Here is a 20,547-nt window from a genome sequence, read left to right on the forward strand (position 1 = left end):
CGTGCTTGGGATAACGACAGGTATCAAAAACAAAAAATGGAAAGCGCAACGCGCTTTTGGGTTTTGTCAGGGAGAAGAACATGACCGGTTTGCCGAGCACGGCACGCGTGGTGATCATCGGAGGTGGTGCCGTCGGCACGTCCGCGCTCTATCATCTCGCCAAAGCGGGCTGGACCGACTGCGTCCTGCTCGAAAAGAACGAACTGACCTCCGGCTCGACTTGGCATGCCGCCGGCAATGTGCCGACCTTCTCGTCGTCCTGGTCGCTGATGAACATGCAGCGCTATTCGACCGAGCTCTATCGCGGGCTGGCCGAAGCGGTCGACTATCCCATGAACTACCACGTCACCGGTTCGCTTCGCCTCGCCCACTCGGTCGAGCGCATGCAGGAGTTCCAGCGCGCCAAGGGCATGGGCCGCTATCAGGGCATGGACATCGACGTCGTCGGCGTGGACGAGATCAAGCGCCGCTATCCCTTCATCGAGACGCATGATCTGAAAGGCGCGCTCTACGACCCGAGCGACGGCGACATCGATCCGGCGCAGTTGACCCAGGCGCTGGCCAAGGGCGCGCGCGACATGGGTGCCAGGATCATCCGCTTCTGCCCGGTCACCGGCGTGCGCCGCGAGAACGACGAATGGGTGGTCGAGACCGCGCAAGGCGAAATCCGCTGCGAGATCGTCGTCAATGCCGCCGGCTACCGCGCCGCCGAAGTCGGCAAGATGTTCGGCCGCGAGGTGCCGATGATGGTGATGAGCCATCAGTACATATTGTTCGAGGAAATCCCCGAACTGGCGGCATGGTCGAAGGAACAGGGCAAGAAACTGCCGCTGCTGCGCGACGTCGACACCTCCTACTATCTGCGCCAGGAAAAGAACGGCATGAATCTCGGTCCCTATGAGCGCAACTGCCGCGCGCATTGGGCGACCCACAATGATCCGATGCCGGAGGACTTTTCCTTCCAGTTGTTCCCCGACGACCTCGACCGGCTGGAACACTATCTGGCCGATGCCGTGGCCCGCGTGCCGATCCTGGGCACCGCCGGCCTGTCCAAGGTCATCAACGGGCCGATCCCCTATACGCCGGACGGCAATCCGCTGATCGGGCCGATGCCCGGCGTTCCCAACGCCTTCGAGGCCTGCGTCTTCACCTTCGGCATCGCCCAGGGCGGCGGCGCCGGCAAGGTGCTGGCCGAGTGGGTGACACAGGGCCAGACCGAATGGGACATGTGGTCGTGCGATCCGCGCCGCTTCACCTCCTTTGCTGCCGCGCCGGACTATTGCGTCGCCAAAGGCAAGGAGATCTACGGCAACGAATACGCCATCCAGTTCCCGCGCCATGCGTGGCCGGAAGGCCGTGACCGCAAGCTGTCGCCGATCCATGATCGCATCAAGGCGCTCGGCGCCCGCTTCGACGCCTATAATGGCTGGGAACGCGCCACCTGGTACGCCAAGGACGGCGACGACATGTCAGAGGAAGCGACGCTGACCTTCCGTCGCGAAGGACCGTGGCAGCATCGCGTCCGCGAGGAATGCCTTGCCGTTCGCGACGCAGCCGGCATCCTCGACCTGCCGGGCTTCTCGCGCTTCAACCTCGACGGACCAGGTGCCGCCGAATGGCTGAGCCTGCAGGTCACCGGACTGGTGCCGAAGATCGGCCGCATCGGCCTCGTCTATTTCGCCGACGACAAGGGCCGCATCGTCACCGAAATGTCGGTCGTGCGCCATGACGAGAACCTGATGACGCTGATCACCGCGGCGGTCGCGCAATGGCATGATTTCGAATGGCTGAAATCGAGGATGCCCAAGAATGCGCCGTTCAGGCTGATCGACCGCACCGAGGAATTTTCGACCCAGATCCTGGCCGGCCCGAACTCGCGAAAAATCCTCGCCGATGTCTGCAGCGCCGACCTTGCTTTGCCGTGGCTGACGCATCAGGAGACGAAGATCGCCGGACGCTGGGCGAAGCTGGTGCGCGTCTCGTTCGCCGGCGAACTCGGCTGGGAAATCCACACCAGGGTCGACGACACCGCCGCCATCTTTGACGCCATCTGCGCGGCCGGAGAACAGCATGGCCTCAGGCCATTCGGCATGTACGCGCTGGATTCGCTCCGGCTCGAAAAAGGCTACCGCACCTGGAAGGGTGACCTGTCGACCGACTATTCGATCCTCCAGGGCGGGCTGGAGCGCTTCGTCAAATGGGACAAGCCCGATTTCCGCGGCAAGGCGGCACTGCTGAACGAGAAGCAGCAAGGCGTGACGAAGCGTTTCGTCACTTTGGTCGTCGAGAACCCCGGTGACTGCGACGCCCCTTCTGTTTCCACACTCTGGCACGACGGCAAGATCGTCGGTGAAACGACATCGGGCGGCTGGGGTCATCGGATCGACAAATCGATCGCGCTCGGCATGCTGCGCGCCGATCTGGCGGAACCGGGAACAGCGATCGAGGTCGAAATCTTCGGCGACCGTTTTCAGGCGGTCGTGCAGAAGGACGAGCCCTTGTGGGATCCAAAGAACGAGAGGCTGCGCGCATGAAGAAAATCATCCTCACGGATGGCGGCATGGGCCAGGAACTGGTCCGCCGCAGCAAATCCGAGCCGACGCCATTATGGTCGGCCAGGGTGCTGATCGACGAACCGGATCTCGTGCGCGACCTGCACGCGGAATTTATCCGTGCCGGCGCCCGCGTCATCACCATAAACACCTATTCGGCGACACCCGAACGCCTGGCGCGCGAGGGCGCGGAAGACCTCTTCAAGCCCTTGCAGAAGCGCGGCATCGAGCTTGCAAGGCAAGCCTGCGAGCAGGCCGGCGAGGCGACCATCGCCGGCTGCCTGTCACCGCTTTTCGGTAGCTATGCCCATGCGCTGACCATTTCATTCGAGGATACGCTCGACATCTACCGCCGCATCGTTGCCGAGCAGGCTGATGGCGTCGACTTGTTCCTGTGCGAGACCATGGCTTCCACCGAGGAGGCGCGTGCGGCGGTGACCGCGGCGTCGGAAAGCGGCAAGCCGGTATGGGTTTCGTGGACGCTGGCCGATCATGGCAAGCCACGCCTGCGCAGTGGCGAGGCATTGGCCGCGGCAGCAAGCGCTCTCGATGGCCTGGCGGTGGCAGCGCGGCTGGTCAATTGTTGCCGGCCCGAGGCAGTCAGCGCAGCGCTGCCCGAGCTGATTGATCTCGGCGGCCCGGTTGGCGCCTATGCCAACGGCTTCACCTCGGTCGAAGCGCTCAAGCATGGCGGCACGGTGGATGTCCTGCACGCTCGCCATGACCTCGGTCCGGACGCCTATGCAGAACAGGCGATCGGCTGGATGGAGGCCGGCGCGAGCATTGTCGGCGGCTGCTGCGAAGTCGGACCGCCACACATCGCCGCGCTGCGCGACCGGCTCGAACAGGCCGGCTACGAAATTTCGGGAGATATACATGCCTAGACCATCATCGCGCATTTCCGGCATCGTGCCTTCGGGCAAGGACGGTTGGGAAGTCCATTCGGCCGCTTGGGCCCGCAAGGCGGCCGGCGAAGACATCATCATGCTGTCAGTGGGCGACCATGATTTCGACACGCCCTCGGAAACCATCGAAGCCTGTGTGACCGCGGTTCGCGGCAGCAATCACCACTACACCCCGCTTCCCGGCCTGCCGCGCCTGCGCAAGGCTATGGCGGCAGCCTCGAGCGCCTGCACCGGCGTCGAGACGACGCCGGATCAGGTCATCGCCACGCCGGGCGGCCAGGCCGCACTCTACGCGGCCGTGCAGGCTGTTCTCGACCAGGGCGACCATGCCATCGTGGTGGCGCCCTACTACGCCACCTATCCCAACACGTTCAGCGCCGCCGGTGCCAGTTTCACCGTGGTCGAGACACCGGCCGAGGATGGCTTCCAGCCGCACGCCGACATGATCCGCACAGCACTTCGGCCTAACACGCGCGCCATCCTGATCAACACGCCGAACAACCCGACCGGTGCGGTCTATTCGCGCGAGCGGCTGGAACAGCTGGCGGAGGTCTGCAGGGAGCATGACCTCTGGCTGTTGTCGGACGAGGTCTACTGGACACTGGGCGGCGGCGAGCACGTCTCGCCGCGCTCGCTGCCCGGCATGGCCGAGCGCACTCTGGTCATCAATTCCATGTCGAAGAGCCATGGCATGACCGGCTGGCGCATGGGCTGGCTGACGGGACCACAAGAGATGATTTCGCTGCTGGTCAATCTCAATCTGGTGACGACCTATGGCTTGCCGGCCTTCATCTCGATTGCCTGCGCCGAGGCGCTCGAGAACCGTTATGGCGTCAAGGAAATCGCCGAACGCTACGCCGCGCGCCGCACCATCCTGCTCGACGCCGTGCGTGGCATGAACGATGTCACCGTGCGCGGTTCCGACGGCGGTATGTACGTCATGCTCGACATATCGGCCGTCGAACCCGACGACGAGAAATTCGCCTGGGCCTTGCTCGACAAGGAAAAGGTCGGCGTGATGCCCGGCTCCAGCTTCGGCGAGGCCGCCGCCGGCCACATTCGCATCAGCCTTTGCCAGCCGGAGCTCGTGTTGCAGGAAGCAGCACTTCGGCTGCGCCGTTTTGCCTCCAGCTATCGCCGCGAGGCCGCATGACCGCCAAGGCCATCCCCACCAAGGCAAGAGCTGTCATCATCGGCGGCGGCGTCTCCGGCTGTTCGGTCGCCTATCATCTGGCCAAGCTCGGCTGGACCGATATCGTGCTCCTGGAGCGAAAGCAGCTGACGTCGGGCACAACCTGGCATGCCGCCGGCCTGATTGGCCAGCTGCGCGGCTCGCAGAACATGACCCGGTTGGCGAAATATTCGGCCGACCTTTACGTCAAGCTGGAAGCCGAGACCGAGGTCGGTACGGGCATGCGCCAGGTCGGCTCGATCACCGTGGCGCTGACCGAAGAGCGCAAGCATGAGATCTACCGGCAGGCGTCTCTCGCTCGCGCGTTCGATGTCGACGTGCGCGAGATTTCACCGAATGAAGTCAAGGAGATGTACCCGCATCTCAATGTGTCCGACGTCGTCGGCGCCGTGCATCTGCCGCTCGACGGCCAATGCGACCCCGCCAACATTGCGATGGCACTGGCCAAGGGTGCCCGCCAGCGCGGCGCCACCATCGTCGAGAATGTGAAGGTCACCAAGGTCCACAGCAGGGCCGGTCGCGTCGCCGGCGTGTCGTGGGCGCAAGGTGAAGAACAAGGCACGGTCGAAGCCGACATCGTCATCAACTGCGCCGGCATGTGGGCGCGTGAGCTTGGCGCCCAGAACGGCGTCACCATCCCTCTGCACGCCTGCGAGCACTTTTATCTCGTCACCGAGCCAATCCCGGGCCTTACCCGCCTGCCGGTGCTGCGCGTGCCGGACGAATGCGCCTACTACAAGGAAGACGCCGGCAAGATGATGCTGGGCGCCTTCGAGCCGGTGGCAAAACCCTGGGGCATGGATGGCATCCGCGAGGATTTCTGCTTCGATCAATTGCCTGAGGACATGGACCATTTCGAGCCGATCCTCGAAATGGGCGTCAACCGCATGCCGATGCTGGCGACCGCCGGCATCCACACCTTCTTCAACGGTCCCGAGAGCTTCACCCCCGACGACCGCTATTATCTCGGCGAGGCGCCGGAGCTGTCCGGCTACTGGATGGCGACCGGCTACAACTCGATCGGCATCGTCTCCTCCGGTGGCGCCGGCATGGCGCTGGCGCAGTGGATCAATGACGGCGAAGCACCCTTTGATCTCTGGGAAGTCGACATTCGCCGCGCCCAGCCATTCCAGAAGAACCGCCGCTATTTAAAGGAGCGCGTCTCCGAAACGCTCGGCCTGCTCTATGCCGATCATTTCCCCTATCGGCAGATGGCGACCTCGCGCAACGTCCGTCGCTCGCCCCTGCATGAACATCTCAAGGCGCGTGGCGCCGTCTTCGGTGAGGTCGCCGGCTGGGAGCGCGCCAACTGGTTCGCCCGCGAGGGCCAGGAGCGCGAATACCGCTATTCCTGGAAGCGGCAGAACTGGTTCGACAACCAGCGCGAGGAGCATCTGGCGGTCAGGAACAAGGTCGGCCTGTTCGACATGACCTCGTTCGGCAAGATCCGCGTCGAGGGCCGCGATGCCTGCGCCTTCCTGCAAAAGCTCTGCGCCAACGACATGGACGTGGCGCCGGGCAAGATCGTCTACACGCAGATGCTCAACCCGCGCGGCGGCATCGAAAGCGACCTCACCGTCTCGCGGCTGTCGGAAACGGCTTTCTTCCTTGTCGTTCCCGGCGCGACGCTGCAGCGCGACCTCGCCTGGCTGCGCAAGCATCTGACCGACGAATTCGTGGTCATCACCGATGTCACCGCCGCTGAAGCCGTGCTTTGCCTTATGGGGCCGGACTCACGGAAGCTGATCCAGAAGGTCAGCCCGAATGATTTCTCCAACGAAGCCAACCCGTTTGGGACGTTCCAGGAGATCGAGATCGGCATGGGCCTGGCCCGCGCCCATCGCGTCACCTATGTCGGTGAACTCGGCTGGGAACTCTACGTCTCGACCGACCAGGCAGCTCATGTCTTCGAGGCGATCGACGAGGCGGGTGCTGATGTCGGCCTGAAGCTCTGCGGCCTGCACACGCTGGATTCCTGCCGCATCGAAAAGGCCTTCCGGCATTTCGGCCACGACATCACCGATGAGGACAATGTGCTGGAAGCCGGCCTCGGCTTTGCCGTCAAGACGGCCAAGGGCGACTTCATCGGTCGCGATGCGGTGCTGCGGAAGAAGGAGGCCGGCCTGTCACGCCGGCTGGTGCAGTTCCGGTTGAAGGAGCCGCAGCCCCTGCTCTTCCACAACGAGGCGATCCTGCGCGACGGCAAGATCGTCGGCCCGATCACCTCGGGCAATTACGGCCATCATCTCGGCGGCGCCATTGGGCTGGGCTATGTGCCCTGTATGGGCGAGAGCGAGGCGGATGTTCTGGCATCGTCCTACGAGATCGAGATCGCCGGCGAGCGTTTTGCTGCGGAAGCATCGCTAAAGCCGATGTACGACCCGAAGTCGGAGCGGACGAGGATGTAGTTGTTTCAGCCTCCCCCTTGTGGGGGGGGGCGGCTCGCAGTCGTAGCGAAGCGAAGATTGCGAGACGGGGTGGGGTGCGCCCTACGACTCCACCCCACTTCGCAAAAGCCGCTTTGCGGCATTTGCTGTGTGACCCTCCCCACAAGGGGGAGGGTAAAACCCCTCAGAACCGCTCCAGCTTCCATCGCACCTTCGCCAGAAACGCAGCCCGTGTCTGTGGCGTCGAGGCATCCATCAGATAGTGCGCCAGGAAGAAGGTCCGGCAGCGCCTCGCGCACAGCGCCCGCATGCCGCGCAGCAGGGTCTTGCGTCCGGGCTGGCCGACGACGACGCTCCACCAGGTCGGCGCACCGCAGGTGGTGATGACACCGACCTTGGTCACATGCGTCATCAGCGACTTGATCCGCCCCTTGCCCGCCGGCAGCTTGAACGCGACGTCCGTCGCCCACACCCGATCGAGCCAGCCCTTGAGCATCGCCGGCAGCCCATACCACCAGGTCGGATAGACGAACAGGATCGCTTCGGCCCAGTTGAGCAGCTCGAAATGCGGCTTCAGCGCCGGATCCTGCGGCGCCTGGTCGTTGTAGGAGCGCCGTTCGTCGCATCCCATCACTGGGTCGAATTTCTCGGCATAGAGATCGAGCAGCCGCACCTCCCAGCCTCGCGCCTTCAGCACCTCGACGGCAGTGTCGCGGATCGCCGCGCAAAAGCTCTCCGGCACCGGATGGCAGTAGACCACCAGTGCCCGCATCAGAAGGCGTCCATACTGGCCGCGACCTTGGCCATGAACGCCTTGCGCGTTTCAGTGGTCGACAGGTTCATCGCATAGTGCGCGAGATAGCTCACCGGCGCGCCGGGCTTTACGGTGGCGCGCAGCATGCGCTTGATCAGCTTGCGTGGGGGATCGCCCATCAGCATGGCGCGGAACCGGCTGCCGCCATAGGTGGTGACCGCCGCGACCTTGATGATGTTGTGCAGCGAGGGCTGCACCTTGCCATTGACCAGCTTGAACGACACGCCGGGCAGGAAGACGCGATCGAAGAAGCCTTTCAGGACCGCCGGAAAGCCATAGTTCCAGACCGGGTAGGACAGCACCAGCGCTTCGGCCCGCAGCAGGCGCTCGACATAAGGCGCCACAGGGTCGGCCGGGCCGCGCGCATTGTGGTAGTCCAGCCGCTCCTGGCGCGTCAGGCGCGGATCGAAATCCTCGGCGTAGAGATCGCAATCGTCGACCTTGTGGCCCGCTGCCGTCAGCCGCTCGACGATCATCCGGTGCAGGCCGGCATTGAAGCTGGTCTCGACCGGATGGGCGTGGAGGACGAGAATGTTCATCAGCCGGCCTTTTGCAGCCCCTTGAACAGGAAGGTCCGGCCCGAACGGTAGTCGTAGTCCGGGTTTTCCCAAGCGATCATCTTGCCGGGGTTGAGCAGGCCCTGCGGATCGGTCTCGCGCTTGAAGGCAAGCTGCACCGCATCCGTCTGCTTCATGCCGCCCTCTTCCAGCGTGTAGCGGTGCGGGTTGAAGATCGGGCAGCCATTCTCCTCATGCAGGCGCACGATCTCGTCGAGCCGCGCTTCGGTGGTGAACTTGACCAGCGGCAGGCCGAAGCAGGTGATGTTGCCGTCCAGCCGCACGAATTCGAGATGCGAGAACACCTCACCGGGAAACATCGCGTCCATCTTCTCGACCAACGCCAGCTGGTTGGGGAAGGGATAGAGCGATTGCAGATAGGTGATCGAGGGGTCGACGCGCAGCGCCCTGAGCGTGGTGTGGTTCCAGGCCAGCTCATAGGCGGGCGGCAGGCCCTTCTTGTCCTCCGGCGTCGCTGTGGCGGCATTGAAAATGACTTCGCCGCCGGCTCGGCGGGTGAAGGCCAGGAAGGCGTCGAGCCCATGCTGCGCCACCATGACGACGCAGATGCTCTGCCCTTCCCTGAGGAATTTCTGGTGCCGCTTGAAATAGAGCTGCGGCACGGGCGCCGCTATCGGCGTGATCAGCTTGGTCAGGATGCCGTCCTGGCAAGCCAGCCCATTGCCATAGCGGGCCGCCTCCATGAAGCTGTCGAAGCCGACGATGACATCGACCCAGTCATAGGCTGATGTCAGCGGCATCTCGACTTCGGTGATGATGCCGTTGGTGCCATAGGCGTGGGTCACCTTGTGCAGATCCTCGCCGGTGAGTTCGAGCGCCTTCGGCTCGGCCTCCATGGTCACCACGCGCAGGCGAAGCACATTGCCGAAATCGCGCAGGCCACCGAAATTGATCGAGCCGACGCCGCCCGAACCGCCGGCGATGAAGCCGCCGATCGAAGCCGTGTTGTAGGTGGAGGGCGACAGCCGGAGTTCCTGGCCGGAATGCGCCCGCGTTGCCTTGTCGATGTCGGCCAGAACCGCACCCGGTCCGGTCACCACTCGACCCGGCGCGATCGACTTGACCTCGTTCATTTCGGCAAGGTTGAGCACCACGCCGCCGGAGAGCGGCATGGCCTGGCCGTAATTGCCCGTGCCGCTGCCGCGCGGCGTCACCGGCACACCATGCCGATGGCAGGCGGCAAGCACGTGGATCAGTTCGGCTTCGCTCTTCGGCGTCACGATCAGGTCGCCGGTGACATGATCAAGCTGCCGCTTCAGCACCGGGCTGTACCAGTAGAAGTCCCGGCTCTTCTGCTGGACGATGGCCGGATTGTCGTCGAGCTTCAAGCCTTCGAGATCGCGTTTGAGCGCCGAAACATCCATCATTCCACCATCAGTTCGTCGAGTTCGGCATAGTCGGGCAGTTGCCGGTCGATCGCGCGCCCGCCGCGCACGACGATGCGATCCGATTCGGGCCGCGACAGCAATTCCGTCCAGCTCCTGCCCTTGAACACGACGAAGTCGGCGTCACCGCCGGCAGCGAGCGTGCCGAAACCGTCGAGCCGCATCACCCTGGCAGGCGTCGCGGTGACCGCTTGCGGCCAGTCGGCGACCGGATGATCGAAATGCAGGATGCGCGTCGCCATGCGGTAGACCTCCAGCATGTCGAGATCGCCATAGGCATAGAACGGGTCACGCGTGTTGTCGGAAGCGACAGCGACCGGAATGCCACGCGCTTTCATCTCGTGCAGCAGCGTCACGCCACGCCAGCGCGGTGTGGTGTGGTCGCCGCGCCGGTCCTGCAGATAGAGATTGCACATCGGCAGCGACACGACCGCGAGCCCGGCCTTCGCCACCTTGTCCAGCGTGTCAAGCACATCGAGGTCCGGCTGGCGCGCCAGCGAGCAGCAATGGCCGACCAGGATCTTGCCCTCGAAGCCGTTCCAGAGTGCTGCCTCGGCGATCTTCTTCAGCGAGATCGCTGCGATGTCGTCGGTCTCGTCGGCATGGAAATCGAGATCGAGGCCATGCTTGATCGCCTGCGCGAAGACGTGGTCGAGCAGCTCTTCGAGATCCGGCACCATATAGGTGACGACACCGAGAACACCCTTGGCCGCGCCAACCCTTTTTGCCAGCCTGTCGAACCACTTTTTGTCGCGCACGCCCTCGATGCCGATTAGGCACGCGCCCTGCAATTCGATGCGGCCGCGCCATGTCTCGCGCATCGTCTCGAACACCGGCCAGGAGATTTCCTCTTGCGGCGCGACGCTGTCGAGATGAGTCCGCAGCGCCCTGGTGCCATGCGCGTAGGCTGAGCGCAGCGAGAAATCCATGCGCCGCGCCACGTCCTCGGCGTTCCAGCGCGCAGTGCGGTCGGCGCCGGTGGCGTTCAGCGCACCCATGAAGGTGCCATCCGGATTGGGCTTTCGTGACCAGATATGGCCCTTGTCGATATGCGTATGGCAGTCGACGAAGCACGGCAGGATGATGCGGCCGGCAAGGTCGACGGCGTCCACCGGCACTGCGGTACGGCCATGCGGGGCAATGCTGGAAATCTTGCCGTCGGCGATAGCGATGTCTGCAAGAGCAAAGCCATCGCTGTCGAAAGCAGCTGTGAATCCCGGCGTCAGGGACGCGTGAAGCCGGGCGTTGGCGAGGCGGTATGAACCTGTGTTCGGTACCAAGGAACTAGCGCTCCTGCTTCAGCGCGCTTTCGTGCCAGCGCCTTAGAATGAGATGCGAAATCAGCGACAGCACGAGGAATATCAGGATGCCGGTGAGCGAAATCAGGAACAGCGCCGCGAACAGCCGCGGCGCGTTGAGCCGATAGCCGGCTTCAATGATGCGTGAGGCAAGCCCCGACGACTGGCCGGTGGCGCCGGCGACGAACTCGGCCACCACGGCACCGATCAGCGACAGGCCGCCGGCGATCTTCAACCCGCCCAGGAAATACGGCATCGCCGCCGGCAATCTGAGATAGCGCAACTGCTGCCAGCGCGTCGCGCCATTGAGCTTGAACATGTCGCGCAGGTTGCGGTCGACCGAATTGAGGCCGAGTGTGGTGTTGGACAGGATCGGAAAGAAGGCAACGATCCAGGCGCAGAGCAGGAGCTTGGTCGTCTGGTTGTCGACATAGATGTTGATCAGCGGAAAGATCGCCACGATCGGCGTCACCTGCAGCACGATGGCGAACGGGAAGAAGGACATCTCGACCCATTTCGACTGCGCGAACAACACCGCCAGACCGACCCCGCCGACAACAGCGAGGAGCAGGCTGAGGAAGGTGATGCGCAAGGTCACCAGCAGCGCGGAAAACAGCAGGCCGGCATCGTTGTAGAGCGTCCAAAGCACCACGCCGGGACGCGGCAGGATGTATTGCGGGATCTCATTCCACACGCAGATGCGATCCCATAGCCAGATCGCCAGGATCATGATCGCCAGCGGCAACACCCAGCGACCAATCCGTTCGAGCCGCTCCTGGCGCACGCGGCGCGCTTCCTCGGGATCGAGCTTAAGCACGCCCTCGTCAATGGCCGTCATGATGCGCGCCTGCTGTTGAATTGATGGCCTTGACCAACACGTCGGAGGCCTGCCGGCACAACGCCGCATAGTCGGGCGAGGTCCGGAACGCCTCGTCGCGCGGATAGGCTGCCTCGATGGCGAGTTCGTCGAACACCCTGCCCGGCCGCGCCGCCATGACGACGACGCGGTTGGAGAGAAACACGCTTTCGAAGACGCTGTGGGTGACGAAGACGACGGTGAAGCGCTCGTCCTGCCACAGCTCCAGGAGATCGTTGTTGAGCTTGAAGCGGGTGATCTCGTCGAGCGCGGCGAACGGCTCGTCCATCAACAGCACACGCGGTTTCGTCACCATGGCGCGCGCGATCGAGACACGCATCTTCATGCCGCCGGACAGTTCGCGCGGCACCGCGTCTTCGAAGCCGGTCAGATGAACCCGCGCCAGCATTTGCGTCACCGCCGGCGCCGCCTTGGCGCGGGAAACGCCTTTCAGCCTGAGCGGCAGCCAGACATTGTCGAACACGCTGGCCCAAGGCAGCAGCGTCGGCTCCTGGAAGACGAAGCCGATGTTCGAACGGTCAAGCGAGCCGCCGCCGCGCCAGTCGAGCACGCCGGAGGTCGGCGTCGACAGGCCGGCGATCAGCCGCAGCGCCGTCGACTTGCCGCAGCCGGACGGTCCGAGCAGGCTGAGGAAATCGCCTTCCCGGATCGTCAGATCGACGTCGCTGAGGGCCGTCACGCCGTTGGAAAAGACCTTGCCGACGCCACGCAGCGCCAGCAATGTCGGAGCGACATCCGACGGGCTCGCCGGCGCTTGCGCCACATTCTCCTGCATCATGCCGGAACGGCCTACTTCTTCAGCTCGAGCCCGACGCCCTTGTTGACGAAGGTCAGCGTGTAGGCCTTCTTGATGTCGATGCCGGCTGGCGTGACCTTGGCCTTGACCATCTTGTCGTAGAAGCTCTGGATGCGCGCGTCGGTCATGGCGCCGATGCCGAGTTTTTCGGTGTCGCCTGAATCGGCAAGGCCGAACTTCTTCATCTGCTCGATCGAGAAAGCGATCTGCTCGTCGCTCATGTCAGGATTGTCTTTCTTGATCATGTCGTTGGCGGCCTTGTTGTCGCCGTAGAGATATTTGTACCAGCCCTTGGCCGAGCCATCGACGAAGCACTGGACCACCTCCGGCTTCTTGTCGATCGTGTCCTGCATCACCTCGATCGTCGTCGAGTAGGTGTCCCAGCCATAGTCGGCAAGCAGGAACTGGTTCGGTACGAAGCCGCCTTCCTTCTTGACCGCGAACGGCTCGGAGGTGACGTAGCCCTGCTGGATCGACTTCTTGTTGGCGAGGAAGGGAGCGGTGTTGTAGGTGTAGGGCGCGCGCTTGGCGGCATCGAAGCCGAGTTCGATAACCATCCATTGGAAGAAGGTCTGCACGCCCTCGTCGCCCAGTATGTACTGGTCGGCGTTCTTCAGATCCTCCCATTTGTCGAGCCCCTCGCCGGGGTGGGACATGATGACCTGCGGGTCCTTCTGGAAATCCGCCGCCACCACGCGCATCGGAATGCCTTGCTGGACGGCATCGAAAGCCGACAGCAGATTGCCGCCCATGTAGAAATCGATCTTGCCGGCAAGCAGCATCGGCCGGCCGCTGACCTGCGGACCGCCCTGCATGATGGTGACGTCAAGGCCGCAGGCGGCGTAGGTGCCGTCAGCCACCGCCTGATAATATCCGCCATGCTCCGGCTCGGCCAACCAGTTGGTGCCGAAGGTGACTTTTTCATTCGCCTCGGCACCGAGCGTGCTGGCCGCAAGCAGGGCCACCACCGCCACCGAGATCTTCTGTTTTCCGTACATCAACATCACCCTTTGTTTGCTCCGGCACGCCACGCGCCAGGCTCGACACCAGAGATTCAAGAAGCAAGACACATGCCACCGGCGTCTTGCGCCGGGACCGCCCGCTTGCACCACAGCCATCTGCGAAGCCGGACGGGTCGTGCTGCACCAGAGGCATCGTGCCTATTTTTTGAACGCCTGTCCACAATCGCCCCAGCGAGATGCACCACCATCTTGAAGGTATGGTGCATCCGGTCTTAGGCTGCCGACGAACCGGAGATTGCCATGTTCAAGTTCCTCACCCCGAAGTCGATAAAGCCACCCTTTGCCCGCTACAGCCACGGCGTCGAGGTGCCAGCCGGCAAGCGGCTGGTGCTGTGCTCGGGTCAGGTCGCCATCACGGCGAACGACCAGATACCGGAAGATACCGGCGCACAGGCCGAGCTCTGTTTTCAGAACATCGCCGCGGTGCTCGGTGAGGCTGGACTGGGTCTGCGGGACATCGTCCGTATCAACGCCTACGTCACCGACCGCGCGCACCTGCGGCCCTATATGGATGTCCGCGACCGGCTGTTTTCCAGCCCGGCGCCGGCCTCGACGCTGATGATCGTCTCCGGTTTCGCCCGGCCCGAATTCAAGGTCGAGGTCGAGGCCATCGCGGCTGGGTGAGACGTCGGCGAGACGCTACGAATCGACAGGTCCGCAATCTGAAGCTACACCACACCAAAGTCTGCGCTGCCCCTCATCCGCCTGCCGGCACCCTCTCCCCATATTGTGACGGGGAGAAGGGAAGCGCTCCAACGCTGGCGACCCCCTCTCCCCGTTCTTCACGGGGAGAGGCTAAGGGTGAGGGGCAGCACAAACGCCAAACAGTTCCTTCGAGGCCCGCTATGAACGAAACAAAAAGACGCGTGTGGTGGGGCGACTACCGCACGACCGAATACGCCTCGATCGACCCGGAAGCGACGATCGCCGTGCTGCCGCTGGCGGCGATCGAGCAGCATGGTCCGCATCTGCCGGTCTCGACCGACACCTCGATCATGAACGGCATGCTCGACACGGTGATTGCCCGCCTGCCCGACGATCTCGACATCCGCATCCTGCCGGTGCAGGCGGTGGGCAAGTCGAACGAGCATCTTCACGCACCGGGCACTCTCACCCTGCCGGCAACGACGCTGGTCGAGGCCTGGACCGAACTTGGCCTGTCGATCGCGCGGGCCGGCGTGCGAAAGCTGATCGTCGTCAATTCGCATGGCGGCAATGAAGAGATCATGGGCATCGTCACGCGCGAACTGCGCGTGCGCGAAAACATGCTGGCGGTGAAGACCAGCTGGCAGCGCTTTGGCCGCCCGGCCGGCATGTACACCGAGCTCGAGGACCGCCACGGCATCCACGGCGGCGATGTCGAGACGTCGCTGATGCTGCATTTCCGGCCGGATCTCGTCGACATGGGCAAGGCCGACAATTTCGTTTCCAATGTCGCGAAGGCTGAAAAGGAATTTTCGCTGCTGCGCCATACCGGCACCCATGCCTTTGCCTGGATCGCCAGCGATCTCAACCCGAATGGCGTGGTCGGCGACGCCAGCATAGCCACGGCCGAGAAAGGCCGGCTGACATCAGAACATCAGGCCGATGGTTTCATCAGCCTGCTGCGCGATGTACGTAAGGCGAAGCTAGCCGACTGGCTGAAATAGCACTCCCGTCTCAGGGCAGGTCACCTGAATATCAACATGTCCTAGATGTCGATCTTCAGCGCAAAGGGCGCTCCTTCAAAAGCGTCGGCGCCGCGCCCGATCGCCTGGATCGCCTCGATCATGCGGCCGTTGCGGTCGAGCAGGAGGTCGGCCACCGCAATCAGCCGCGGGTTGGGCGTCGCCGAGGGAGACAGCGCCCGCAGCGTCTGAGCCAGTTCGGCTTCGTCGCGCTTCGGCGCCAATGCCGCGGCGATGATGTAGGCGGAAGCGGTCGAGCGGCTGATGCCGGCATAGCAATGCACGACCATCGGCTTTGCCCGGTCCCATCGGCGCGCGAAATCAAGCAGGTTGCGGACATGCTCCTCGCCCGGCATGGTCATGCCGTCCTGCGCCACCGCAATGTCGTGCATGACGAGATGCAGATGATTCTCTTGGGCGATCGAGGCCGGGCGGATCACCTCGGTTCCAGCGGCGAGCAGCGACAGCATGCGGTCGGCGCCGGTCCGTGCCACCGTTTCCTCGACCTTCGCCAGAGAGCAGACATGGATCATTGTTTCGAACCCTTCGATCGATCCTCGCGCCGGGACGCCCATTCGGCAAGAGCGGATTCGAGCCGCTGCCATTCCACCTCGCTCCCCGGCAGGCCGGCGCGCAAGTCGCCAGGACGGTCGGCAAAATGGCGCAGCAGGATGCCTCGCTCGCCAAGTGTGGCGAACAGGTCGGCGGCATCCGGCAAGCGCAGATAGCGGAACAATGTGGTGCCGCCCGCGACAGCAGCGCCGAAGCGGCCGAACAGCTTATCGAGTCGTGCCGATGCGTCCGCAAGGGATGCCCGCATCGCGTCCTGCCAGTCGATATCGGCAAGCGCGCGGATGCCATATTCCAGCGCCGGGCCGGCGACGGCCCATGGTCCAAATTGGTTGTCCAGCCGGCCGACCGTCGCCGCATCGGAAAGCGCAAAACCGAGCCGCAGCCCGGCCAGGCCAAAGAACTTGCCGAACGAGCGCAGCACCACGATGCCGCCCTGGCTGACATCGCCTGCGAGGCTGTGCTGACGCGGGCCGACATCCATGAACGCCTCGTCGACGACCAGCAGCCCGCCCTTGGCGCGCAGCCCTGCGGCCAGCGCCAGCAGCCTGTCGCGCTCGATGATGCGCCCATCCGGATTGTTGGGATTGACGATGATGGCAAGGTCGGCTTCCGCCAATACTTCGAAATCGCCGACCTCCGTCACCGCGTGCCCGGCGATCGCCGCTGCCCGCGCATGTTCGGCATAAGTCGGACCCAGCACCAGCGCCTTGCCGGGCGCGATCAGCGATGCGACGCGCGGCAACAGGATCTGCGTGCCGGGTGCCGCCGCCACATTGGCTGGCGATGGCGCGCCATAGGCGCTCGCCGCGATCTCGACCAGCTCGCTGGCACGTGCTGCCTCCGGCAGCCGCGACAGGGTGGTGGCGGGCAACTCAAAAAGCGGGTAGGAGTGCGGATTGATACCGGTCGAGAGGTCGACGAAAGGCTGCGGCGCGTTGGGGAAAAGCGCCCTCGCCCGGCCGAGACTTCCACCATGGTCCACCGCCGCCCCATCAAGAAGCTTCATGTCAATCCTGATCGCTTTCCTGTCATTGGCCGCTGAATTCGTCCTGGGTTACCCGGACTGGCTGTTTCGCGCCATCGGCCATCCGGTGACGTGGTTCGGCAGGCTGATATCCTTTCTCGACGGCCGGCTCAACCGCGCCACTGATCCCGACGCGCTGCGTCGCAAGCGTGGTGTCCAGGCGCTGTTGGTCATCGTGCTGGTGCCGGCGGCGATCGGGCTCGGCGTGCAGATCCTGCTCTGGTTCGTTCCCATGGGATTGATCGTTGCCGCCCTTCTGGCGACATCGCTTCTGTCGCAGAAGAGCCTCTACGAGCATGTCGAGGCCGTGGCCGACGCGCTCGACACAGGTGGCCTTGCTCTTGGACGCATCGCCGTCTCTCGCATCGTCGGCCGCGATCCCGAATCGCTGGACCGGGCCGGTGTCAGCCGTGCGGCGATCGAGAGCCTGGCCGAGAATTTTTCCGACGGCATCGTTGCTCCCGCCTTCTGGACCGGCGTCGGCGGGCTGGCAGGAGGCGCTGCCTACAAGGCCGCCAACACCGCCGATTCGATGATCGGCCACCGCACCCCGCGCCACGAAGCGTTCGGCTGGGCGGCGGCGCGCTTCGACGATTGGATCAACCTGCCGGCATCGCGGCTGACGGCGCTGTTGATCGTGCTGGCCGCATTCCTCGTCAGGGGTGCTGATGCGAAAAACGCCTGGCATGCCGTGTGGCGCGACGCGAAAAAACACCGCTCGCCCAATGCCGGCTGGCCGGAAGCGGCGATGGCCGGCGCGCTCGGCCTGGCGCTTGCTGGACCACGCAGCTATGGCGGCGTGCTGGTCGACGACGTCTTCATGGGCGAAGGTGGCAGCCGCGAGGCCGACAGCATCGACATCAGGCAGGCGCTGAAACTCTATCGTGTCGCCGATTATCTGCTGATCGCGCTGTTCGGTTTGGTCTCGGCAATCGTCATCGTCGCGTGATCCCGCCTGCTGGTTAAGGCTATCAGAACTCGATGCCTTGCTGCGCCTTCACGCCCGCCGAGAAATGGTGCTTGGTTACACCCATTTCGGTGACGAGATCGGCCGCCTCGACCATTGCCGGCTTGGCGTTGCGGCCGGTGACGACGACATGCAGGCCCTCTCGCCGCGCCTTCAGCGCCGCAACCACTTTGTCGAGATCGAGATAATCGTAGCGCAGCGCGATGTTCAGTTCGTCGAGCACCAGCAGGCTGATCGATGGATCGGCCATCAGTTCGAGCACTTTGGCCCATGCGGCTTCGGCTGCGGCAATGTCGCGCTTCAGATCCTGGGTTTCCCAGGTGAACCCCTCGCCCATGGCGTGCCAGACGACGCGATCGCCAAAGGCGGCGAAGGCATCCTTCTCGCCGGTGTGCCATTTGCCCTTGATGAACTGGACGACGCCGACACGCTTGCCGTAGCCGAGCATCCGCAACGCCAGACCAAAGGCGGCGGTGGTCTTGCCCTTGCCCGGCCCGGTGTTGACGATCAGCAGCCCCTTCTCGATCGTCTTGGCCGCCACCTCGGCATCCTGCACCGCCTTGCGCTTGGCCATCTTGGCGCGGTGGCGTTCTTCATCCCGGTCGGTCTTGTTGTCGATATCGGTCATTTCATTTCACCTTGAGCGGCAGCCCCGCCACCATCAGCAGCACCGTGTCGGCGACAGCGGCCACCTGCTGGTTGAGTCGGCCGGCCGCATCGCGAAAACGGCGCGCCAGTGCGTTGTCCGGCACGATGCCTTGGCCGACTTCATTGGACACGACGAACCAGGGCCCGCGCGGCCGCGACAGCACGTCCGCCAGCCGACGGCATTCAAGGTCGAGGTCGTGTTCGGCCAGCATATGATTGGTCAACCACAGTGTCAGGCAGTCGACAAGCACCGGCTGATCGTCCGGCAAAGCCTCGAGCGTGCCGGCGAGATCGAGCGGTGCGTCGATGGTCGCCCAGCCCTCGCCGCGCCGCGAGCGGTGCAACGCGATGCGCTCACGCATTTCGTCATCATAGGCTTGCGCCGTGGCGATATAGGTCCATGGCGAGGGTAGAACCGTCGCCAGGGTTTCGGCATGCGCGCTCTTGCCGGAGCGCGCACCGCCGATGATGAAGGTCAGCTTGCTGCGATCAGGCAAAGCTGTCGCGCAGGCTGGTCGCTGTGCCGGTGAAGCGGCCGCGCACCACGCCGACGACCGCGCCGAGCACCAGCCAGAACACCAGGTTGGTCACAGTGACCGCCACCACGAACTCGTGGTGCAGGCCTTCAGGGATCGGCGTCTCGAAACTGTCGGGCTGCGGTGCGCCGACAATATGCGGCGCGACGATCAGCAGGACGGCAAGGATCGCGAGCGGCAGCGACTTGCGGAACGCGATCAGGCCGAGACCCGCCGCGGTCGCCACCACGGTTGCCCACCACCAGATCTGGCGCTGCGTGAGATCGGCCGCCGGCATGGCAGGCAATTCCGGTGGCAGGCCGAGGCCCGGTGCCAGCGTGAACACGGCAAAGCCGGCCAGGCCCCAGAACACGCCCTGGCGCCAATTGCCGATGCCGCCGGCGAATTCGGAAACCGCGACCAGGATCAGCGCAAAACCGATGCCGGTGACGATATTGGCGACAACGCTGAAGGCGAAACGCTCGAAACCGTCGGCCGGTGCCCAGCCTTCGTCTTCCGCGGCCGGAGCGGCTGCTTCCGCCGGCGCCGGGGCGGCGGAGCTCATCGCATTCCCCGCCGGAGCGGCTGTGCTCATGGCGCTGGTATCGGTTGCGGCAGGAGCGGCATGGTCATGATGGTGGCCGCCGCCGGCCTGTTCGTAGACTTCCGCCTTGAGGATCAGCGGCACGGTGGCATAGGCCTGCAGGCAGGCGAGAACGACGCCGGCCACGAGCCCTGCGATCGCCGCGATGAACACGACGTTGCGAAACAGGTTCATGATGTCAAATCCTCGTCAGTGGCAGGGAAACGCCATCGAATGGCGATAGTCGTGAGCCGCATTGTGGACCGCATCGATATGCGAGAAGCCGACAAAGCCGACGACGAAGATGCCGAGCAGCGCCACGAGTGCAAGCTGCATGAAGCGCGACTGCGAGGAGACGGAGGCGCCGAGGGAGACGGAAGCGGTAGTCATATCTTGTCCTTTCACCCTCCACCCGAGGGCATCGAAGTCAGTTTCCTGTCGCCGGCAGGTCTCCTGGCTCGCGGATCAGCGCCCTTCCCCACCTTCCCGAAGAGAAACCTTCAGTGGCATATGGAGAGGACTACCGCACACAGTTGCGGGGGCAGCCACGGCATTGGGCAACAAGTCCGCCCGCACCGCATTCCCTCTTGGCTCCAAACGGAACCGACGACAAGCGCGACTATAGGGAAAATCGCCGCGACCGGCAAACCAAATTCCGCCGACAACCAGCGCGATTGCGCCATGCAGATAAATCGGCTCTCCGGCACAACAATTGACAATTCCCATAGTCGGGTGTCGGCTGACAAATCCACAGGAAGCCAGCC

The 20,547-nt window shown here is 64.0% G+C and carries 20 protein-coding genes and 1 riboswitch; of the genes, 7 read left to right on the plus strand and 13 right to left on the minus strand.

Going from position 1 to position 20,547, the window contains the following annotated elements:
- Positions 1–80: 80 nt before the first annotated feature.
- The 4 genes from AC1DYW_RS31140 to AC1DYW_RS31155 are packed head-to-tail and all read left to right on the plus strand — an operon-like array spanning position 81 to position 7,057.
- The gene (locus AC1DYW_RS31140) at positions 81–2,534 is read left to right on the plus strand and encodes a GcvT family protein (protein WP_477228729.1); all 2,454 of its coding nucleotides are present in this window, start codon (positions 81–83) and stop codon (positions 2,532–2,534) included.
- On the plus strand, positions 2,531–3,436 hold the full coding sequence (locus AC1DYW_RS31145; protein WP_457150518.1) for a homocysteine S-methyltransferase family protein: 906 nt from the start codon (positions 2,531–2,533) through the stop codon (positions 3,434–3,436). The genes AC1DYW_RS31140 and AC1DYW_RS31145 overlap by 4 nt, the downstream gene beginning before the upstream one ends.
- Positions 3,429–4,610, plus strand: coding sequence for a pyridoxal phosphate-dependent aminotransferase (locus AC1DYW_RS31150; RefSeq protein ID WP_477228730.1), 1,182 nt, complete (start codon positions 3,429–3,431; stop codon positions 4,608–4,610). The genes AC1DYW_RS31145 and AC1DYW_RS31150 overlap by 8 nt, the downstream gene beginning before the upstream one ends.
- Positions 4,607–7,057 carry a GcvT family protein gene (locus AC1DYW_RS31155; protein WP_477228731.1) on the plus strand — a complete coding sequence of 817 codons (2,451 nt, stop codon included), beginning with the start codon at positions 4,607–4,609 and terminating at the stop codon, positions 7,055–7,057. Before AC1DYW_RS31150 ends, AC1DYW_RS31155 begins: the two co-directional genes overlap by 4 nt.
- A 163-nt stretch (positions 7,058–7,220) precedes the next feature.
- Here the strand turns inward: AC1DYW_RS31155 and AC1DYW_RS31160 are convergent, their stop codons facing one another.
- From AC1DYW_RS31160 to AC1DYW_RS31190, 7 genes are read right to left on the minus strand one after another with little or no spacing between them, the layout of a single operon-like run.
- Positions 7,221–7,808: an NAD(P)H-dependent oxidoreductase gene (locus tag AC1DYW_RS31160; RefSeq protein ID WP_095087305.1), complete on the minus strand. Its 588-nt coding sequence runs from the start codon at positions 7,806–7,808 to the stop codon at positions 7,221–7,223.
- On the minus strand, positions 7,808–8,389 hold the full coding sequence (locus tag AC1DYW_RS31165) for an NAD(P)H-dependent oxidoreductase (RefSeq protein WP_477228732.1): 582 nt from the start codon (positions 8,387–8,389) through the stop codon (positions 7,808–7,810). Before AC1DYW_RS31165 ends, AC1DYW_RS31160 begins: the two co-directional genes overlap by 1 nt.
- The gene (locus AC1DYW_RS31170; RefSeq protein ID WP_477228791.1) at positions 8,389–9,792 is read right to left on the minus strand and encodes an FAD-binding oxidoreductase; all 1,404 of its coding nucleotides are present in this window, start codon (positions 9,790–9,792) and stop codon (positions 8,389–8,391) included. Before AC1DYW_RS31170 ends, AC1DYW_RS31165 begins: the two co-directional genes overlap by 1 nt.
- Positions 9,792–11,093 (minus strand): cytosine deaminase, encoded by a 1,302-nt coding sequence (locus AC1DYW_RS31175; RefSeq protein ID WP_477228733.1) that lies wholly within the window; start codon positions 11,091–11,093, stop codon positions 9,792–9,794. The genes AC1DYW_RS31170 and AC1DYW_RS31175 overlap by 1 nt, the downstream gene beginning before the upstream one ends.
- A gap of 4 nt (positions 11,094–11,097) precedes the next feature.
- Positions 11,098–11,949 (minus strand): ABC transporter permease, encoded by an 852-nt coding sequence (locus tag AC1DYW_RS31180; RefSeq protein ID WP_477228734.1) that lies wholly within the window; start codon positions 11,947–11,949, stop codon positions 11,098–11,100.
- A complete protein-coding gene (locus AC1DYW_RS31185; protein ID WP_477228735.1) occupies positions 11,936–12,766 on the minus strand; it encodes an ABC transporter ATP-binding protein in 831 nt (276 codons plus the stop codon). The genes AC1DYW_RS31180 and AC1DYW_RS31185 overlap by 14 nt, the downstream gene beginning before the upstream one ends.
- A gap of 11 nt (positions 12,767–12,777) precedes the next feature.
- On the minus strand, positions 12,778–13,782 hold the full coding sequence (locus tag AC1DYW_RS31190) for an ABC transporter substrate-binding protein (protein WP_477228736.1): 1,005 nt from the start codon (positions 13,780–13,782) through the stop codon (positions 12,778–12,780).
- A 264-nt stretch (positions 13,783–14,046) separates the two neighbouring features.
- On the opposite strand from AC1DYW_RS31190, the gene AC1DYW_RS31195 reads away from it, so the two are divergent.
- Positions 14,047–14,430, plus strand: a complete 384-nt coding sequence (locus AC1DYW_RS31195; RefSeq protein WP_477228737.1) for a RidA family protein — start codon at positions 14,047–14,049, stop codon at positions 14,428–14,430.
- A gap of 221 nt (positions 14,431–14,651) precedes the next feature.
- The gene (locus tag AC1DYW_RS31200) at positions 14,652–15,455 is read left to right on the plus strand and encodes a creatininase family protein (RefSeq protein WP_477228738.1); all 804 of its coding nucleotides are present in this window, start codon (positions 14,652–14,654) and stop codon (positions 15,453–15,455) included.
- A 41-nt stretch (positions 15,456–15,496) separates the two neighbouring features.
- Here the strand turns inward: AC1DYW_RS31200 and AC1DYW_RS31205 are convergent, their stop codons facing one another.
- Entirely contained in the window at positions 15,497–16,006 is a 510-nt protein-coding gene (locus AC1DYW_RS31205) for a tyrosine phosphatase family protein (RefSeq protein ID WP_477228739.1), read from the minus strand.
- The gene (gene cobD, locus AC1DYW_RS31210) at positions 16,003–17,052 is read right to left on the minus strand and encodes a threonine-phosphate decarboxylase CobD (protein ID WP_477228740.1); all 1,050 of its coding nucleotides are present in this window, start codon (positions 17,050–17,052) and stop codon (positions 16,003–16,005) included. The genes AC1DYW_RS31205 and cobD overlap by 4 nt, the downstream gene beginning before the upstream one ends.
- On the opposite strand from cobD, the gene cbiB reads away from it, so the two are divergent.
- Positions 17,051–18,019 (plus strand): adenosylcobinamide-phosphate synthase CbiB, encoded by a 969-nt coding sequence (gene cbiB / locus AC1DYW_RS31215; RefSeq protein ID WP_477228741.1) that lies wholly within the window; start codon positions 17,051–17,053, stop codon positions 18,017–18,019. The genes cobD and cbiB overlap by 2 nt on opposite strands.
- 22 nt (positions 18,020–18,041) lie before the next feature.
- On the opposite strand, the gene cobO is transcribed toward cbiB, so the two are convergent.
- Genes cobO through AC1DYW_RS31235 form a run of 4 tightly spaced genes read right to left on the minus strand, consistent with a single transcriptional unit; the run spans position 18,042 to position 20,173 of the window.
- Positions 18,042–18,665 (minus strand): cob(I)yrinic acid a,c-diamide adenosyltransferase, encoded by a 624-nt coding sequence (cobO, locus tag AC1DYW_RS31220; protein ID WP_095087285.1) that lies wholly within the window; start codon positions 18,663–18,665, stop codon positions 18,042–18,044.
- Position 18,666: 1 nt separating this feature from the next.
- Positions 18,667–19,182: a bifunctional adenosylcobinamide kinase/adenosylcobinamide-phosphate guanylyltransferase gene (gene cobU / locus AC1DYW_RS31225; protein WP_477228742.1), complete on the minus strand. Its 516-nt coding sequence runs from the start codon at positions 19,180–19,182 to the stop codon at positions 18,667–18,669.
- A complete protein-coding gene (locus AC1DYW_RS31230; protein ID WP_477228743.1) occupies positions 19,175–19,978 on the minus strand; it encodes a CbtA family protein in 804 nt (267 codons plus the stop codon). The genes cobU and AC1DYW_RS31230 overlap by 8 nt, the downstream gene beginning before the upstream one ends.
- A 15-nt stretch (positions 19,979–19,993) precedes the next feature.
- Positions 19,994–20,173 (minus strand): CbtB domain-containing protein, encoded by a 180-nt coding sequence (locus tag AC1DYW_RS31235; RefSeq protein WP_095087280.1) that lies wholly within the window; start codon positions 20,171–20,173, stop codon positions 19,994–19,996.
- A 36-nt stretch (positions 20,174–20,209) separates the two neighbouring features.
- A riboswitch (cobalamin riboswitch) is annotated at positions 20,210–20,406 on the minus strand.
- Positions 20,407–20,547 lie beyond the last annotated feature (141 nt).

The sequence above is a fragment of the Mesorhizobium sp. P2_D5 genome (genome assembly GCF_056404355.1).

What these genes read in the sequence shown, in the direction of transcription:
- AC1DYW_RS31140 (WP_477228729.1), top strand. Translation starts at nt 81, where the DNA reads ATGACCGGTTTGCCGAGCACGGCACGCGTGGTGATCATCGGAGGTGGT.
- AC1DYW_RS31145 (WP_457150518.1), top strand. Translation starts at nt 2,531, where the DNA reads ATGAAGAAAATCATCCTCACGGATGGCGGCATGGGCCAGGAACTGGTC.
- AC1DYW_RS31150 (WP_477228730.1), top strand. Translation starts at nt 3,429, where the DNA reads ATGCCTAGACCATCATCGCGCATTTCCGGCATCGTGCCTTCGGGCAAG.
- AC1DYW_RS31155 (WP_477228731.1), top strand. Translation starts at nt 4,607, where the DNA reads ATGACCGCCAAGGCCATCCCCACCAAGGCAAGAGCTGTCATCATCGGC.
- AC1DYW_RS31160 (WP_095087305.1), bottom strand. Translation starts at nt 7,808, where the DNA reads ATGCGGGCACTGGTGGTCTACTGCCATCCGGTGCCGGAGAGCTTTTGC.
- AC1DYW_RS31165 (WP_477228732.1), bottom strand. Translation starts at nt 8,389, where the DNA reads ATGAACATTCTCGTCCTCCACGCCCATCCGGTCGAGACCAGCTTCAAT.
- AC1DYW_RS31170 (WP_477228791.1), bottom strand. Translation starts at nt 9,792, where the DNA reads ATGGATGTTTCGGCGCTCAAACGCGATCTCGAAGGCTTGAAGCTCGAC.
- AC1DYW_RS31180 (WP_477228734.1), bottom strand. Translation starts at nt 11,949, where the DNA reads ATGACGGCCATTGACGAGGGCGTGCTTAAGCTCGATCCCGAGGAAGCG.
- AC1DYW_RS31185 (WP_477228735.1), bottom strand. Translation starts at nt 12,766, where the DNA reads ATGATGCAGGAGAATGTGGCGCAAGCGCCGGCGAGCCCGTCGGATGTC.
- AC1DYW_RS31190 (WP_477228736.1), bottom strand. Translation starts at nt 13,782, where the DNA reads ATGTACGGAAAACAGAAGATCTCGGTGGCGGTGGTGGCCCTGCTTGCG.
- AC1DYW_RS31195 (WP_477228737.1), top strand. Translation starts at nt 14,047, where the DNA reads ATGTTCAAGTTCCTCACCCCGAAGTCGATAAAGCCACCCTTTGCCCGC.
- AC1DYW_RS31200 (WP_477228738.1), top strand. Translation starts at nt 14,652, where the DNA reads ATGAACGAAACAAAAAGACGCGTGTGGTGGGGCGACTACCGCACGACC.
- AC1DYW_RS31205 (WP_477228739.1), bottom strand. Translation starts at nt 16,006, where the DNA reads ATGATCCATGTCTGCTCTCTGGCGAAGGTCGAGGAAACGGTGGCACGG.
- cbiB (WP_477228741.1), top strand. Translation starts at nt 17,051, where the DNA reads ATGTCAATCCTGATCGCTTTCCTGTCATTGGCCGCTGAATTCGTCCTG.
- cobD (WP_477228740.1), bottom strand. Translation starts at nt 17,052, where the DNA reads ATGAAGCTTCTTGATGGGGCGGCGGTGGACCATGGTGGAAGTCTCGGC.
- cobO (WP_095087285.1), bottom strand. Translation starts at nt 18,665, where the DNA reads ATGACCGATATCGACAACAAGACCGACCGGGATGAAGAACGCCACCGC.
- AC1DYW_RS31230 (WP_477228743.1), bottom strand. Translation starts at nt 19,978, where the DNA reads ATGAACCTGTTTCGCAACGTCGTGTTCATCGCGGCGATCGCAGGGCTC.
- AC1DYW_RS31235 (WP_095087280.1), bottom strand. Translation starts at nt 20,173, where the DNA reads ATGACTACCGCTTCCGTCTCCCTCGGCGCCTCCGTCTCCTCGCAGTCG.